This window comes from Actinomadura sp. 6K520 (assembly GCF_004349245.1).
Taxonomy (GTDB): domain Bacteria; phylum Actinomycetota; class Actinomycetes; order Streptosporangiales; family Streptosporangiaceae; genus Spirillospora.
In genome coordinates this window covers 33,854-50,275 of record NZ_SMLC01000041.1, presented here as the reverse complement: position 1 = coordinate 50,275, position 16,422 = coordinate 33,854, and the positions used below count along the sequence as shown (strand labels likewise).

The following is a 16,422-nucleotide window of genomic DNA, read 5'->3' as shown; positions in this document are numbered from 1 at the left end:
GCCCCCGAAACCGAAACCCCCACCCCGGACCGCCGAGACCTGCACAAGCACCGACACCCCAGGAAGCGAACCGGTACCCACGACCCGCACGACCGCCCCCGCGACTGACTTTCCGTCCGCGGTGGTGGCCGGCTGCGCCGGGCTTCTCGTCAGCCGGGAAGCGGCGGGTCAGTTCTCGTCGTGACCCTCTTCGCTGTCGATGACGCCGTCGATGTAGCCGCGGGCGTACTCCCAGCTCACGTAGTCGACGGGGTCGGGCGCCAGGGCGGGCTCGTGGACGCGGGGGAGGCCCTCGTCCAGGAGGTGGCGCAGGTTGCCGTGCAGAAGCTCCCAGTCGATGTAGTGGAGCTTGCCGCAGTCGCCGCAGTCGACGGTGAGCCCCCGCACCCCGAGCGGTTCCAGCAGGGCGCGGAAGACCTCCAGGTCGGCGAGGTCGGCCAGCACGTCCTCGCGCTCCGTCACGCTGAGCGGAGCGGTCTCGTCTCCGGGGTCGCCGAGTGCCGCCGCCGGGTCCTCCGGGTCTCCGGCGAACGGGTCGAGCGGAGCGTCGTCGTGCACGGCTACCACGCTACTGCGTGACGGCCGGGGAGGTGCACCCCCGGTCTTCCTCCGTGCGCGAACGAACACGCAAAGTTGGAATGTGCGGCCTGTCCCGGTTGTTAGGGGATGTCACGAAGACCACGTGACCGGCGTACGCAACATCCGGTCCCGGCGCGGACCCACGCCCTACCATGGAAACAGGGTCGCTGTGACCTGGCCCGATGCTCCATCACTACGGGAAAGGTAGTCATGAACCCTGCCGCCGAGCCAGACAAGATCCTTCCGCAGGGCCTGACCTTCGACGACGTGCTGCTGCTCCCGGGCTACTCCGACATGCAGCCCGGCGAGGCCGACACCACCTCCCGGCTGACCCGCCGCATCTCGCTGCGGATCCCCCTCGTCTCGGCGGCGATGGACACGGTGACCGAGGCCCGCACGGCGGTCGCCATGGCGCGGCAGGGCGGCATCGGCGTCCTGCACCGCAACATGTCGATCGAGGAGCAGGCCGAGGAGGCCGACCGGGTCAAGCGCTCCGAGGCCGGGATGATCACCAACCCGGTGACCTGCCTCCCGGACGCGACGCTCGCCGACGTCGAGGACCTGTGCTCGCACTACCGGATCTCCGGCGTGCCGGTCACCGACGTGCGGGGCGTGCTGGTCGGCATCGTGACGAACCGGGACATGCGCTTCGAGACCGACCTGTCCCGTCCGGTCCGCGAGGTCATGACGCCGATGCCGCTGATCACGGCCCCGGTGGACGTGACCCGCGACGAGGCGTTCCGGCTGCTGGCGGGCAACAAGGTCGAGAAGCTCCCGCTCGTGGACGCCGACGGCCGCCTCAAGGGCCTGATCACCACCAAGGACTTCACGAAGAGCGAGCAGTACCCCCACTCCACCAAGGACGCCGACGGGCGGCTGCTCGTCGCCGCGGCCGTCGGCGTCGGCGAGGACGCGATCCGCCGCGCCAGGGCCCTCATCGAGGCCGGCACCGACGTGATCATCGTGGACACCGCGCACGGCCATTCCAAGGGCGTCGCCGACACGATCGCCGTGATCAAGAACAACGCCCCGGTCGAGGTCGTCGGCGGCAACGTCGCCACCCACGCGGGCGCGAAACTCCTGGCGGAGGCGGGCGCCGACGCGGTCAAGGTCGGCGTCGGGCCCGGCTCGATCTGCACCACCCGCGTCGTCGCCGGGGTCGGCGTCCCGCAGATCACCGCGATCTCCGAGGCGGCCCGCGCCGCGAAGGAGGCCGGCGTCCCGGTCATCGGTGACGGCGGCGTCCAGTACTCGGGCGACATCGCCAAGGCCCTGGTCGCGGGCGCCGACACGGTCATGCTGGGCAGCCTGCTCGCCGGTGTTGAGGAGTCCCCCGGCGAGCTGATCTTCGTCCACGGCAAGCAGTACAAGTCGTACCGCGGCATGGGGTCGCTCGGCGCGATGCGCAACCGCGAGCGCGGCGTCTCCTACTCCAAGGACCGCTACGCCCAGGCCGAGATCAACAGCGAGGAGAAGCTGATCCCCGAAGGCGTCGAGGGCCAGGTCCCCTACCGCGGCCCGCTCGCCAACGTCGCGCACCAGCTCGTCGGCGGCCTCCACCAGTCCATGTGGTACGCGGGCACGCGCACGATCCCCGAACTCCAGGAACGCGGCCGCCTCATGCGCATCAGCCCCGCCGGCCTCCGCGAAAGCCACCCCCACGACATCCAGATGACCGTGGAAGCCCCCAACTACCAGGGCCGCTGACCCACCCCCCGGCGCGCTGGCGCGGCTTGGCGCGTGCCGGGGCCGTACGGGCCTGACGTAAGCTCTTCTGGGCTTGTTCTCGCAGTGGGCGGGGACTTCGAGCACGGTGGCCCGGGCTCACCGACGGGTGAGAGCCGGGCGACGCAGAGGAAGGGCGCAGTGGCTGCTGAGGTGGAGATCGGCCGTGGCAAGAGCGGCCGCCGGGCGTACGCCTTCGACGACATCGGCATCGTGCCGTCCCGCCGGACGCGCGATCCCGAGGAGGTCAGCGTCGCCTGGCAGATCGACGCCTACCGCTTCGAGATGCCGCTGCTCGTCGCGCCGATGGACAGCGTGGTCAGCCCGGCGACCGCGATCGCCGTGGGCCGGCTCGGCGGCCTCGCCGTCCTCGACCTCGAAGGGCTGTGGACGCGCTACGAGAACCCCGAGTCGCTGCTCGCTGAGATCGCCGCGCTGGACGGGGTGCGCGCCACGCAGCGGCTCCAGGAGATCTACACCGCGCCGATCAAGGAGGAGCTGATCGGCCGCCGGATCCGGGAGGTCCGCGAGGCGGGCGTCACCGTGGCGGCGCGGCTGTCGCCGCAGCGCACCGCGCAGTTCCACAAGGCCGTCATCGACGCGGGCGTCGACCTGTTCGTCATCCGCGGCACCACCGTGTCCGCCGAGCACGTCTCGGGGCGCGCCGAGCCGCTGAACCTCAAGCAGTTCATCTACGACCTGGACGTCCCCGTCATCGTCGGCGGCTGCTCCACCTACACCGCCGCGCTGCACCTGATGCGGACCGGCGCGGCGGGCGTGCTGGTCGGGTTCGGTGGCGGCTCCGGGCACACGACGCGGACCGTCCTCGGCGTCGCGGTGCCGATGGCGACCGCCGTCGCGGACGTGGCCGCCGCCCGCCGCGACTACCTGGACGAGTCCGGCGGACGCTACGTCCACGTGATCGCGGACGGCGGCATGGTCAACAGCGGCGACATCGCCAAGGCGTTCGCGTGCGGCTCCGACGCCGTCATGGTCGGCTCGCCGTTCGCGCGCTCCACCGAGGCGCCGGGCCGCGGCTACCACTGGGGCAGCGAGGCCCACCACGGCGACGTCCCCCGCGGCACTCGCATCGGGCTCGGGACGATCGGGACGATGGAGCAGATCCTTTACGGCCCGTCCCATGTCGCGGACGGGTCGATGAACCTGATCGGGGCCCTGCGCCGCGCGATGGCCACGTCCGGCTACACGGAGTTGAAGGAATTCCAGCGGGTACAGGTGGTGGTGGCTCCCCGCCACTCCACCGACTGAGTGGTCCCGTGCCCCGCGGGGCTTCCGCGAGCCCGGGATGAGATCCGTCACCGCGCGCTAACCCTTGCGGAATCGGTCGTTCGCGGGGTGGACGCATCCCTACTCTTGGGTAGGAAAGCTCGGACAATACAACCGCTGTGGGGGGAAACGCGATGACGGGATCACCTGTGACGGGTCTGGGCAGCTCCCGGCTGGGTCCGGCGGAACGGGCCGCGGCGCTGGACCGGATGGCCCGCGAGGAGTTCGACGTCGTCGTCGTCGGAGGCGGCATCGTCGGTGCGGGCGCCGCGCTCGACGCGGCCACCCGGGGCCTGTCGGTGGCGGTGGTGGAGGCGCGCGACTTCGCGTCCGGCACGTCGTCGCGCTCGTCCAAGCTGATCCACGGCGGGCTGCGCTACCTGGAGCAGTACAACTTCGACCTCGTCCGGGAGGCGCTGACCGAGCGCGGGCTCCTGCTGCAGCAGATCGCCCCGCATCTCGTGCGGCCCGTCCCCTTCCTGCTGCCGACCACCCACCGCGTGTGGGAACGCGCGTACATCGGCGCCGGCGTTGCGCTCTACGACGCGCTCGCGTTCCAGATGGGCAGCACCCGCGGCGTCCCGCACCACCGGCACCTCACCCGGCGCGGCGCGCTGCGGCTCGCCCCGTCCCTGCGCAAGGACTCCTTCACCGGAGCCATCCAGCTGTGGGACGCGCAGGTCGACGACGCCCGCTTCGTGATGACGGCGTTGCGGACCGCCGCCGAGTACGGCGCGCAGATCGCGTCCCGCACCCAGTGCATCGGCTTCCTGCGCGAAGGCGAGCGCGTCACCGGCCTGCGCATCCGCGACCTGGAGGGCAACACGGCCAGCGAGGTCCGCGCCAAGCAGGTCGTCAACGCCACCGGAGTCTGGACGGACGACATCCAGGAACTCGTCGGCGGCCGCGGGCAGATCCATGTGAAGTCCTCCAAGGGCATCCACCTCGTCGTCCCCAAGGACCGCATCCACTCCGCGACGGGCATCCTCCTGCGCACCGAGAAGTCCGTCCTCTTCGTCATCCCGTGGGGCCGGCACTGGATCATCGGCACCACCGACACCGCCTGGGACCTGGACAAGGCCCACCCCGCCGCATCCCAGGCCGACATCGAGTACGTCCTGGACCAGGTCAACAGAGTCCTCACCACCCCCCTCACCCACGACGACGTGGAGGGCGTCTACGCGGGCCTGCGCCCCCTCCTCACGGGCGAGACCGAAGAGACCTCGAAGCTGTCCCGCGAGCACGTCGTCGCCCACCCCGTCCCCGGGCTCGTCCTCGTCGCGGGCGGGAAGTACACCACCTACCGCGTCATGGCCAAGGACGCCATCGACGCCGTCGCCCACGGCCTCGACGGCAAGATCCCCGAATCGTGCACCGACCGCATCCCCCTCGTCGGCGGCGACGGCTTCCAGGCCATGTGGAACGCCCGCCACCGGCTCGCCTCCCGCTCCGGCCTCCACGTGGCCCGCATCGAGCACCTCCTGCGCCGCTACGGCACCCTCGTGGACGACCTCCTCGAACTGATCTCCGACAAGCCCGACCTGGCCAAGCCCCTCACCGGCGCCGACGACTACCTCCGCGCCGAGATCGTCTACGCCGCCACCCACGAGGGCGCCCGCCACCTCAACGACGTCCTCGCCCGCCGCACCCGCGTCTCCATCGAGACCTGGGACCGCGGCGTCGGCGCCGCGCAGGAGGCCGCCGACCTCCTCGCCCCCGTCCTCGGCTGGTCCAAGAAGCAACGCGACCGCGAGATCGAGTACTACCGCAAGCGCGTAGAAGCCGAACGCGCCTCCCAATCCCAGGACGGCGACCAGGAAGCCGACGCCCACCGCCGAGGCGCCCCCGACATCGTGCCGACTGCATAGCAGTTCCCTTGGCGTCTCGAGAGCCTTCGCTTCACGCTTCGCTTCCCCTCTGGGAGTGATGGCTTGGATGGCTCACGGGATGGATGTGCGGTCGGTCCGCCGAAACCTATCGTGGCCGTTCATGATCACAAGAAACACGATGTTCCGGCGTGCGGCGATGGTGGGTCTGGCCTTGACGGTGGCGGCTGCGGCCACCCCGGCGGAGGCGGCCGGCCACGACCGGCTGCGGCCGGTGGTGGAGCGGCTCGCCGGGCCGGACGGGGCTCCCGGGGCGCTCGCGGAGGTCAACGACCGGGACGGCCGTCTCGTGGCCACCGGTGGCGTCGCCGACATCCGGACGGGCGCACCGGTGCATCCCCGCAGCCGCTTCCGGATCGGCAGCGTGACCAAGCCGTTCACCGCCACGGTGGTGCTCCAGCTCGTCGGTGAAGGGCGGATCGAGCTGGACGCTCCGGTGGAGCGGTACCTGCCCGGGGTGGTGCGCGGCGCCGACAACGACGGGCGGGAGATCACCGTCCGCCAGCTGCTCCAGCACACCAGCGGGCTGCCGGACGTCCTGGACCACCTGTCCCCGTTGGAGGTCCTGAACGATCCGCTCCGGCATTGGGAGGCGCGGGAACTGGTGGACATCGCCCTGCCGCACCCCCGGGAGTTCGACCCGGGCGCGGGATGGGGCTACTCCAACACCAACTACCTGCTCGCCGGAATGATCATCGAGAGCGTGACCGGACGCTCCTACCGCGGGGAGATCCATCGGCGCGTGATCGTCCCGCTCGGGCTGCACGACACCTTCGTGCCGGGCGACGCACCCGGCATCCCCGGACCGCATCCCCGGGGATACGTCCGGCCCGGGTCCGAGCTGGTGGACATCACGCGCCTCAACCCGACCGTCGGCGGAGCCGCGGGCGGCATGATCTCCAGCGCCTCCGACCTCAACCGCTTCCTGGCGGCGCTGCTGCGCGGACGCCTGCTGAAGCCGGCTCAAGTGCGGGAGATGCTGGACGGCCGCCTCACGGGAAGGGCATCAGGGTCCAGGTACGGCCTGGGGCTGGAGTGGCTTCCCGCCAAGGATTCCCCCAACTGCGGTGACGGGTTCTGGGGGCACGACGGTGACATGCTCGGCTTCAGCGTCCGCACGGGTGCCACCATGGACGGCAGGCAGGCCACCGTCATGGTCAACCTCAACCCGGGCGGCGGACCGGCCCTGGACGACGCCATGGCGGAAGCCCTTCCCACAGCCCTGTGCGGCGCCTAACCCGTGTTAGGGGAAGTTGTGGAGGATCAGGGTCTTGCCGGTCTTGTAGAGGTCGGCTGGGACTCGGGCCGGGTCCAGGAGGTGTTGCAGGGCCAGGCCGACGTCCAAGGCGAGGGCCAGGGTGGCTCGGTCGTCGGCGGTCAGGTCCTCGGTGGGCTCCAGGGCGCTTGCCATGTCGGCGCGGCGTTCGGCGTACCAGTCGGCTATGCGCCAGCCGGCGGCGTAGTCGCGCATGCCGTAGAGCCAGAACTCGACCAGGAGCAGGGCCAGGCGGCGGGGGCGGTCGTCGGTGTCGTGGCGGGGGGAGGAGCGGCCGGTGTGGTCGGTGTCCTCCTCGGCGGCGCGGAGCTCCTCGCAGACGTCGGTGTTGCGGTCGGCGGTGAAGCGCTCCATCAGGGCCAGTAACAGGTCGGTCTTGCCCGCGAAGTTGGAGTAGACGGCGCCCTTGGTGAGGCCCGCGGCCGCCGCGATGTCGTCCAGTGAGGCGCCGTGGATGCCGCGTTCGGCCCAGAGCCGCTCGGCGGCGGTGAGCAGCGCGGAGCGGGTCTGCTCGCGGCGGCCCGGGCGTGCCCGGGTGCCGCCGCCGGACGGTCGGCGTGTGCGCTCGCCGCAGGTGTCCGTCATATGGTGTTCCCTCCCGTGTGCCGGACGGCTTCCCGTGGCCGGGCGCGCGGCAGCCGACGCCCGGGCGGCGGGGTCGCGCGCCGAGATTCTCCCCTTCTCTCCGAGATACACCGGCCGGACATGGTCATTCATCGAGTTGCGCAAGTCCGTGCTGGTTGGAACGGTCCGTTGGGCGGTGGTGGACGAGAAGGTGGGACGAGTGTCACAAACCGCCCGGAGCCGTTCGTTACCTGTGGGTAGCCAAAAGTGGCCGGGGGGTCATACCCTGCGGGCATGGCATCCCCGACGGTCCCTGCCAAGGGCGCGGCAAAGCACGAGCTCCCCCAGACACTGATCGACCGGCTGGTTTCGCACGTCGTCTCGGGCGGCGCCGATACCGCCACGATCCCCGGCCCGTTCACCGGTGAGCCCCTCGCGACCGTCCCGATCTCCGGTGCCGGCGACGTCCGCGAGGCGCACCGGCGGGCGCGGGAGGCGCAGCGGGCCTGGGCGCGGCTGCCCGTGCGGGAGCGGGTCAAGCCGTTCCTGCGGCTCGCGGACGCCCTGGTCGACCGGCGCGACGAGATCCTCGACGTCATCCAGCTGGAGACCGGCAAGGCCCGCCGCCACGCGCTGGAGGAGTTCCTCGACGTGGCGCTGTGCTCGCTGTACTACGCCCGGCGGGCCCCGGGGCTGCTGAAGCCGCGGCGCAGGCAGGGCATGATGCCGGGGGTCACCCGCGTCCAGGAGCTGCGGCACCCGAAGGGCGTCGTCGCGCTGATCGCGCCGTGGAACTACCCGTTCGCGCTCGGCGCCAGCGACATCGCGCCCGCGCTGATGGCGGGCAACGCGGTGATCCACAAGCCGGACACCCAGACGTGCCTGTCGAGCCTGTGGGTGCTGGACCTGCTGGTCGAACTCGGCCTGCCGCGGGACGTGTGGCAGATCGTGGTGGGTGATCCGGCCGAGATCGGTGACCCGCTGCTGGACGAGGCCGACTACGTCTCCTTCACCGGGTCGACGCGCGGCGGCAAGGCCATCGCGGAGCGGGTCGCGCCGCGGCTGGTGGCGTACTCGCTGGAGCTCGGCGGCAAGAACCCGATGATCGTCATGCCGGACGCGGACGTCGAGCGCACCGTCCGGGGCGCCCTCCGCGCGTGCTTCACCAACGCCGGGCAGCTGTGCATCTCGATCGAGCGGATGTACGTGCACGAGGACGTCTACGACCGGTTCGTCCCCCGGTTCGTCGAGGCCGCCAAGGACATGAAGCTCGGCACCGGGCTCGACTTCGAGGCCGAGATGGGGTCGCTGACGTACCCGCGGCAGCTGGAGGCGGTGACCCGGCACGTCGAGCAGGCCGTCAAGGAGGGCGCGACCGTCCTCGCCGGCGGCAAGGCCCGGCCGGATGTCGGCCCGCTGTTCTACGAGCCGACGATCCTCGCGGACGTCAGCGGCGACATGGACCTGTGCGCCAGCGAGACGTTCGGCCCGGTCGTGGCGATCTACCGGTACCGGGACGAGGACGAGGTCGTCGCCCGCGCCAACGACACCCAGTACGGCCTGAACGCGTCGGTGTGGACGAAGAGCCCGGCGAAGGGCCGCCGTCTCGCCGCCCGCATCCAGGCGGGGACCGTGAACATCAACGACGGCTACGGCGCGGCGTACGCGTCGTACGACTCCCCGATGGGCGGGATGAAGCAGTCCGGGGTGGGGCGCCGCCACGGCGCCGAGGGCCTGCTGAAGTTCACCGAGGTGCAGACCGTCGCGAGCCAGCACTTCATGGACCTCGAACCTCCGGGCTCCCTCGGCTACGACCGGTTCGCCGCGTTCATGGTGAACGGCATCAAGGTGATGAAGAAGCTCCGGATCAAGTAGGGAACGCCCGTGAAGCATGACTTCGACGTGCTCGTCGTCGGGTCCGGGTTCGGCGGCAGCGTGTCGGCGCTGCGGCTGACCGAGAAGGGCTACCGGGTCGGGGTGATCGAGGCGGGACGCCGTTTCGACACGAACCCGTCCGGTGCGCCCGGGTCCAGGTATCCGGAACTGCCCAAGACGAACTGGCGCATCGCGCGGTACCTGTGGGCGCCGGCGCTCGGCCTCACCGGCATCCAGCGGATGCACCTCATCCGGGGCGCCAAGGCCAGCCGGGTGATGGTGCTGGCGGGCGCGGGCGTCGGCGGCGGTTCGCTGAACTACGCCAACACCCTCTACGTCCCGCCGGAGCCGTTCTTCAAGGACCGGCAGTGGGCGCACATCACCGACTGGCAGGACGAGCTCGCGCCGTACTACGAGCAGGCCAAACGCATGCTGGGCGTCGTCCAGAACACCACGACGACCCCCGCCGACGCGGTCATGAGGAAGGTCGCCGACCGGATGGGCGCCGGCGACACCTTCGTCAAGACCCCCGTGGGCGTCTACTTCGGCCGCGGGGCCGGGATCGAGAGCGCCGACCCGTACTTCGGCGGGACGGGACCGCGCCGCCGCGGCTGCATGGAGTGCGGCGAGTGCATGGTGGGCTGCCGCCACGGCGCGAAGAACATGCTCACGGAGAACTACCTCTACCTGGCCGAGAAGGCGGGCGCCCGGGTGATGCCGCTCAGCCGCGTCACCGCGGTCAGGCCCCTGGCTGGCGGGGGATACGAGGTCGAGATCGTCCGGACCGGTTCGTTCGGCCGCAACCGCAAGACGTTCACCACCGGGCAGGTCGTCTTCGCCGCGGGCACGTACGGCACGCAGAAGCTGCTGCACAAGCTGAAGTCGACCGGCGTGCTTCCGCGCCTGTCCGACCGGCTCGGGGCGCTGACCCGCACCAACTCCGAGGCGATCCTCGGCGGCGGCCGCCGCAACGGGCGGCCCGGCCCCGACTTCTCCCAGGGCGTCGCGATCACGTCCTCGTTCCATCCGGCTCCGGACACGCACATCGAACCCGTCCGCTACGGCCGCGGCTCCAACCTCCTCGCCCTGCTGCAGACCCTCCTGGTGGACGGCGACCGCCCGGGGGACAAGCACACGCCGCGCATCCTGAAGTTCGCGCGTGAGGTCGTCCGCCGCCCCCGTGACCTGGTGCAGCTGTTCGACCTGCGGCACTGGTCCGAGCGGACGGTGATCGCGCTGGTCATGCAGACCCGCGACAACTCGATCACGCTGCGCCCGAAGAAGGGCCCGTTCGGCTGGGACGTCCGCGCGGCGGCCGGGCACGGCGAGCCCAACCCGACGTGGATCCCCGAGGGCCACGAGGCGACGCGGCTGATCGCCGAGGAGATCGGCGGGATGCCCGGCGGCGCCTGGGGCGACCTGTTCGACATCCCGCTGACCGCGCACTTCCTCGGTGGCTGCGCCATCGGCGACTCGCCCGAGACCGGCGTCATCGACGCCTACCACCGCGTCTACGGGCACCCTGGGCTGCACGTCGTGGACGGCTCCGCGGTGTCCGCCAACCTGGGCGTCAACCCGTCCCTGACCATCACCGCCCAGGCCGAGCGGGCGATGTCGTTCTGGCCGAACCGCTCCGAGGACGACCCGCGCCCCGCCCTGGGCGACCGGTACCGCCGCGTGGCGCCTGTACCGCCGCGGAAGCCGGCCGTCCCCGACGACGCCCCCGCCGCACTCCGGCTCCCCATCGTCGACATCACCTGATCGGAGCACCTGGGCCGGCGCGAACCGCCGGACCCGGTGGCCGAGAACCGCCGGTCGTGCCCTTCGCCGTGGCCTAGGGGCGCGGTGGCCGGAGGATGTACTCGCTGGCGAGGCTCACGGCCTCGTGCTCGGTCCGTCCCCCATGGTCGGCGGCCATGAAGTGACGGCCGATGGCGAGGGTGAAGGCAAGGGTGCTGCGCGCGTCGATCTCGTCGGGGTCGTCGACATAGGTCGCGAACAGGTCCCGGAGGTAGCCCATCCGGGCGTTGTCGACGCGCTTCAGCCGGGCCGCGACGTCCGGGTCGTGGCGCGCCCACGAGCGGATCGCGAGGTCGATCGGGAGCAGCTCGCTGGAGAACGTGCGCAGGCCGGCCCGTTGCATCTTGGCCGTCGCATCCCCGCCTTCCGCCTCGACCTGGGCGATCACGTCCGCGGTGGTGCGGCGTTCCCACTGGTCGAGCATCTCGGTGAGGAGGGCGGCGCGATTGGGGAAGTGGCCGTAGAACCCGCCCTTGGTGACACCGAGCCTGGCCGCCAGCGCCTCTACGCGCACGCTTTCGGGCCCGCCTTCCGCGAGCGCTTCCAGGCCCGCGGCGACCCAGCGCTCGCGCGGTGTGCGGGTGGGCGGGGGCATGCTGCATCTCCTCGATCAGGGCGGAGTAGACCCTACACGGCGCGTAATATACGCTGCCGTATATAACGTGGCCGGGATCGGCGCCCCACCTTGGAGACCGCTATGAAAGTCGCCCTCACCGAGCACACCGCACGGCCCTGGCGCATCCACGAGATCGCGTACGACTTCGAGCTCGAAGACGTGTGGGCGCTGCCGACACCCGGCGGCCCCGGCGATTTCGAGCTGCTGGCCTCGGAGCTCGCCACGTCTGGCCGTCCCGGCGAGGACGCCACGGGGATACCCCGGCTGCTCTGGGCGGTCAGATGGAAGCTCGGTGAGATCCTCGGCTGGGACCGGGAGGACGCCGGGCTGCGGGCGCGCGTGCCGACCTTGCGCGATCGCCTGCCCGACGACCTGCGCGAGGCGGCCTCCCCCGAGCTCGGCGGACTACCGTTCTCGCCGCTGTACAAGCTCGACGACGAACTCGCGGCGGAGCTGGCCAACGCCACCGTCCACGCGGTGCTGCACCTGAGCTGGGTCGAGGACGGCAACGGCGGCCATCGAGGCCAGATGGCGGTGCTGGTCAAGCCGAACGGCCTGTTCGGGCGGCTGTACATGGCCGCGATCAAGCCGTTTCGCTACCTGTTCGTCTATCCGGCGTTGATGCGCGACTACGAGCGCTGGTGGCAGCGGGCCACCAGCGGCCGTGGCCCGGCTGCCGGCCAGGTGGCGAGCGCCGTCGGCCTCCACCGGATCCCGGAGTCGATGAGGGGCCGGCTCGACGCCGACTACGCCGACATCTTCACCCTCGCCACCGACGTGACGGCGACGCCCGAGCACTGTGCGCGCACGATGCTCGAAAGCGTCGCAGGCGCCGGCGGGCAACGGATCTGGCGCCGGCTCCTCGGCCTCCGCCTCGCGCCGCGCCCGTGGACGGAGACGGTGGCGGGCTGGCGCGTGGCCGAGCGCGGCGAACACTGGATCCGGCTCCGAGCGCGGTCCTGGATGCTGACCTTCGATCTCGTCGTCCGGGTCGAGGAAAGCACGATCACGCTCGTCACCCTCGGCCGCTACGACCGGACGCTCGGCAAGATCGTATGGTCTTTGGCCTCGCGCTTTCACCGTCGGGCGGCGGCGGACCTGCTGCGCGAAACCGCCGCGCGGCTCCAAGCGGGCAACCGATGAGGACGTCCGGAGGCCGGTGATGCTCCGGCCCGTGCCGAGGGGCGTTGGATTCGGCTCGGGCGGGGCGGCGTAGCGTGTTCCGGGTGGATGTGGAGGGCGAGGCCGCGCGGATTCTGGCGGAGCTGCGGGCGCTGGCCGATCCGGTGCGGGCCGAGAATGAGCGGCGCTATCTGAAGAGCGCTTTCGCGCATATCGGGGTGCCTGTGCCGGCGTTGCGGAAGATCGCCGTTTCGGCGGTGAAGACCGAGCCCGCGCGGGATGAGCTGCTCTGCCTCGCCGACGTTCTCTGGAACGTCACGGAGGGCGGACGTGCCGTCCACGAGGCTCGGGTGGCGGCCATCGAAGTGCTCGTCAAGCGGGTGGCGTTGCTGGAGCCCGGTGATCTGGCCGTCGCCGAACGGTTCGTCCGGGACTCGGCCAGCTGGGTCTATGTGGACAACCTCGCGGAGAAGGTCGTCGGCAAGATGGTCATCCGGTACCCGGAGTTGGGGGCCGTGCTGGACGCGTGGGTCGGCGACTCCTCCATGTGGATACGGCGCACCGCGATGCTGGCCCTCCTTGCGGGAGTGCGGGCCGGGGAACCCGACCTGGAGAGGATCGGCCGGTTCGGGGACGCGTTGCTTGGTGAACGGGAGTTCTTCATCCGCAAGGCCCTTGGGTGGGTGCTGCGGGAGTTGTCGAAGAAGGACGCGGGCTGGGTGACGGGATGGGTGGAAGCCCGCGTCGGTGCGATCTCGGGTGTGACGATCCGGGAGGCCGTCCGGCACCTTCCGGAAGAGGACGCCGGACGGCTCCTTGCGGCTCAGCGGCGGTAGGCCGTCCACACCTTGTGCATGCGGGCGCCCTGGCCGGCGGTGAAGGACGTCATGCACGTGTCGTAGCTGTAGTCCATGTAGTTGTGCACCGGGTCGGCGCCTGGGGAGGGGCAGGTGTCCTTGCCGGCCGGGCAGCCGTTCGTGGGGTCACGCTCGGCCGGGGTGTCGGCGACCCGGTCGCCTTCGCCGAGGCAGCCGTCCTGGAACGTGTGGTAGAGCCCGAGCCAGTGGCCGACCTCGTGCGTGGCGCTGAATCCCTTGTTGTAGTTGTCGATGTGGCCGCCCGGCATGCTGCCGTAGTGGATCGTGACACCGTCCATCGTGGGCTCGGCCTTGTACTTCCAGGGGAACGTCGACCAGCCGAGCAGGTCCCCGCCGATGTTGCCGCTGTAGAGGTTAAGCGTGGCCTTATCGCCCTTGCGCAGCTTCGGCTTGTACGTCGCCTCGTAGCGTTCGGGTTCGTTGAACCAGGCGGCGTTGTCCGTGCGGGTCACGTCGCTGAGGCTGAAGGAGACCCGCGTGTTCGCGCCGCCGTTCTGCCCGCCGTAGGAGTCGTTCAACGTCTTGATCTGGCGCTCGACCATCGCGTCGGACACGTTGCCCTTGGCGCCGTCGTGCAGCACATGGAAGTGGACCGGAATGCTGATCTGCTGCGCGGCACGGAGGTTCGCGCCGGGCGACCGGCCCTCCGGCACATCGGCCGGGCCCAAGCCCAGCGAGCGCAGTATCCGGTTGAGGCGCTGCTCGACGGTGGCGGCCTCCGCGGGCGTCAGCTCGTTGCGGTCCCCTCCGTGCCCTCCCGGTCGCCGCAGCCGCGCGTCGGCGTGCTCGTGCGCGTGGGCGCAGTCGTCCAGGCGTACGGTCTCCGGGGACGCGCCGGACGCCGGCACGGGCGACGGCGGTGCGGCGAGGGCCGGGACGAACGCGGCGATCAGGGCAGTGGCTGCGAGCAACTTCACGGCACTCCTAGGGAGGACGCTTGCGGACGGGAGCCGAGTGAACACAAGGCGTCATCAAGGGGTATCAGAGTGACGTCGTGGCGGGGTGTGGTCCGGGTAAATGGATGCTGACCGTTATCGGTCAATTGCTCAACGTGACAGGGGGTGGGGGTGCGCAGCGGTGCAGGTCACGGCTCCCCGTAGACTGGAGAGACCCTTCCGGCCGTGCGAAAGGCTTTGTTGGTGGCCGCAGACCAGTCCTTTGACACCGTTCTCGTCGTCGACTTCGGCGCGCAGTACGCGCAGCTCATAGCGAGGCGTGTCCGCGAGTGCCATGTGTACAGCGAGATCGTGCCGTCCACCATGCCGGCCAGGGAGATGCTCGCCAGGCGACCGAAAGCGATCATCCTGTCGGGCGGCCCTGCGTCGGTGTACGCGGAGGGTGCACCGATAGCACCGGAAGGGCTGTTCGACCTGGGGGTGCCCACGCTCGGCATCTGCTACGGCCACCAGGTGATGGCCCAGGCCCTGGGCGGGACGGTCGAGAACTCCGATGTCGCCGAGTACGGCGGCACCACCGTGACTGTCTCCTCGCCCGGCATGCTGTTCGCGGGCCTGCCGCATGAGCAGGCGGTGTGGATGTCGCACCGCGACTACGTCAGCCGCGCCCCGTCGGGCTTCACCGTCACGGCCTCCACGGACGTGACCCCGGTCGCGGGCATGGAGGACCTTGAGCGCGCCTTCTTCGGCGTCCAGTTCCACCCGGAGGTCATGCACACCGAGCAGGGGATGGAGCTTCTGCGGCGCTTCCTGTACGAGGGCGCCGGTTGCCGTCCGAACTGGACGATGGTGAACATCGCGGACGAGTCGATCGCGGCCGTCCGGGAGCAGGTGGGGCACAGGCGGGCGATCTGCGCGCTGTCCGGCGGCGTGGACTCGGCCGTCGCCGCCGCCCTGGTCCAGCGCGCCATCGGCGACCAGCTGACCTGCGTGTTCGTCGACCACGGTCTGCTGCGCAAGGGCGAGCCGGAGCAGGTCGAGAAGGACTTCGTCGCCGTCACCGGCGTGAACCTGCACGTCGTGGAGGCCCAGGACCGTTTCCTCGCCGCCCTCGACGGCGTCACCGACCCCGAGGAGAAGCGCAAGATCATCGGACGGGAGTTCATCCGGGTGTTCGAGGAGGCGGCCCGCGAGATCGTCGCGGGCACCTCCGGGGCGGCCCCCCAGGAGGGCTCGCCGGAGGCGGACGAACCCGTCGAGTTCCTCGTCCAGGGCACCCTCTACCCGGACGTCGTCGAGTCGGGCGGCGGCACGGGCGCGGCCAACATCAAGTCACACCACAACGTCGGCGGCCTCCCCGACGACCTCCAGTTCAAGCTGATCGAGCCGCTGCGGAGCCTGTTCAAGGACGAGGTCCGCGCCCTTGGCGAACAGCTCGGCCTGCCGTCCGAGATCGTCTGGCGCCAGCCGTTCCCCGGCCCCGGCCTCGGCATCCGCATCATCGGCGCCGTCACCCGCGACCGCTTGGACATCCTCCGCGACGCCGACGCCATCGCCCGCGAAGAGCTGACGAACGCCGGGCTCGACCGCGACATCTGGCAGTTCCCCGTGGTCCTGTTGGCAGACGTCCGGTCCGTGGGCGTCCAGGGTGACGGACGCACCTACGGCCACCCCATCGTGCTCCGTCCCGTCACCAGCGAGGACGCCATGACCGCCGACTGGGCACGGCTTCCCTACGAGGTGCTGCAGCGGATCTCCACGCGCATCACGAACGAGGTCCGCGAGATCAACCGGGTCACCGTGGACATCACGTCCAAGCCCCCCGGCACCATCGAATGGGAGTGACCCCGGCCCGGTCACGACCCCGCCTGTGACAACGTGAGGCCCGGGTGCGCACCGCACCCGGGCCTCACGTGTG

The 16,422-nt window shown here is 70.9% G+C and carries 13 protein-coding genes; 9 read left to right on the top strand and 4 right to left on the bottom strand.

From position 1 onward, the window contains the following. Window positions 1–168: 168 nt before the first annotated feature. Window positions 169–558 (bottom strand): DUF5319 domain-containing protein, encoded by a 390-nt coding sequence (locus E1289_RS13985; protein WP_131980040.1) that lies wholly within the window; start codon window positions 556–558, stop codon window positions 169–171. Between the two features lie 231 nt (window positions 559–789). Between E1289_RS13985 and guaB the strand changes: the two genes are divergently transcribed. The 4 genes from guaB to E1289_RS13965 all read left to right on the top strand — a co-directional run bounded on the left by guaB (window position 790) and on the right by E1289_RS13965 (window position 6,714). Further along, window positions 790–2,286 (top strand): IMP dehydrogenase, encoded by a 1,497-nt coding sequence (gene guaB / locus E1289_RS13980; protein ID WP_131980038.1) that lies wholly within the window; start codon window positions 790–792, stop codon window positions 2,284–2,286. A 171-nt stretch (window positions 2,287–2,457) separates the two neighbouring features. Beyond that, complete coding sequence (locus tag E1289_RS13975) at window positions 2,458–3,573, top strand: GuaB3 family IMP dehydrogenase-related protein (RefSeq protein WP_131980058.1); 1,116 nt, start codon at window positions 2,458–2,460, stop codon at window positions 3,571–3,573. Between the two features lie 152 nt (window positions 3,574–3,725). Continuing rightward, the gene (glpD, locus tag E1289_RS13970; protein WP_131980036.1) at window positions 3,726–5,459 is read left to right on the top strand and encodes a glycerol-3-phosphate dehydrogenase; all 1,734 of its coding nucleotides are present in this window, start codon (window positions 3,726–3,728) and stop codon (window positions 5,457–5,459) included. A gap of 121 nt (window positions 5,460–5,580) precedes the next feature. Next, a complete protein-coding gene (locus tag E1289_RS13965) occupies window positions 5,581–6,714 on the top strand; it encodes a serine hydrolase domain-containing protein (protein ID WP_131980034.1) in 1,134 nt (377 codons plus the stop codon). 6 nt (window positions 6,715–6,720) lie between these two features. Here the strand turns inward: E1289_RS13965 and E1289_RS13960 are convergent, their stop codons facing one another. After that, window positions 6,721–7,338, bottom strand: coding sequence for a TetR/AcrR family transcriptional regulator (locus tag E1289_RS13960; protein ID WP_131980032.1), 618 nt, complete (start codon window positions 7,336–7,338; stop codon window positions 6,721–6,723). A 273-nt stretch (window positions 7,339–7,611) separates the two neighbouring features. Here E1289_RS13960 and E1289_RS13955 point away from each other — a divergent pair, with 273 nt between their 5' ends. Further along, window positions 7,612–9,192 (top strand): succinic semialdehyde dehydrogenase, encoded by a 1,581-nt coding sequence (locus E1289_RS13955; protein WP_131980030.1) that lies wholly within the window; start codon window positions 7,612–7,614, stop codon window positions 9,190–9,192. A gap of 9 nt (window positions 9,193–9,201) precedes the next feature. Beyond that, window positions 9,202–10,953, top strand: coding sequence for a GMC family oxidoreductase (locus tag E1289_RS13950; RefSeq protein WP_131980028.1), 1,752 nt, complete (start codon window positions 9,202–9,204; stop codon window positions 10,951–10,953). 73 nt (window positions 10,954–11,026) lie between these two features. Here E1289_RS13950 and E1289_RS13945 read toward each other — a convergent pair whose 3' ends face one another. Beyond that, the gene (locus tag E1289_RS13945; RefSeq protein ID WP_131980026.1) at window positions 11,027–11,587 is read right to left on the bottom strand and encodes a TetR/AcrR family transcriptional regulator; all 561 of its coding nucleotides are present in this window, start codon (window positions 11,585–11,587) and stop codon (window positions 11,027–11,029) included. A gap of 102 nt (window positions 11,588–11,689) precedes the next feature. Between E1289_RS13945 and E1289_RS13940 the strand changes: the two genes are divergently transcribed. After that, window positions 11,690–12,751, top strand: a complete 1,062-nt coding sequence (locus tag E1289_RS13940) for a DUF2867 domain-containing protein (protein WP_131980024.1) — start codon at window positions 11,690–11,692, stop codon at window positions 12,749–12,751. 83 nt (window positions 12,752–12,834) lie between these two features. Beyond that, window positions 12,835–13,566, top strand: coding sequence for a DNA alkylation repair protein (locus tag E1289_RS13935; protein ID WP_165970462.1), 732 nt, complete (start codon window positions 12,835–12,837; stop codon window positions 13,564–13,566). On the opposite strand, the gene E1289_RS13930 is transcribed toward E1289_RS13935, so the two are convergent. Then, on the bottom strand, window positions 13,554–14,525 hold the full coding sequence (locus tag E1289_RS13930; RefSeq protein WP_243712816.1) for a zinc metalloprotease: 972 nt from the start codon (window positions 14,523–14,525) through the stop codon (window positions 13,554–13,556). The genes E1289_RS13935 and E1289_RS13930 overlap by 13 nt on opposite strands. Window positions 14,526–14,741: 216 nt before the next feature. Between E1289_RS13930 and guaA the strand changes: the two genes are divergently transcribed. Continuing rightward, window positions 14,742–16,349 carry a glutamine-hydrolyzing GMP synthase gene (gene guaA / locus E1289_RS13925; protein WP_131980056.1) on the top strand — a complete coding sequence of 536 codons (1,608 nt, stop codon included), beginning with the start codon at window positions 14,742–14,744 and terminating at the stop codon, window positions 16,347–16,349. The last annotated feature ends 73 nt before the right edge of the window (window positions 16,350–16,422 follow it).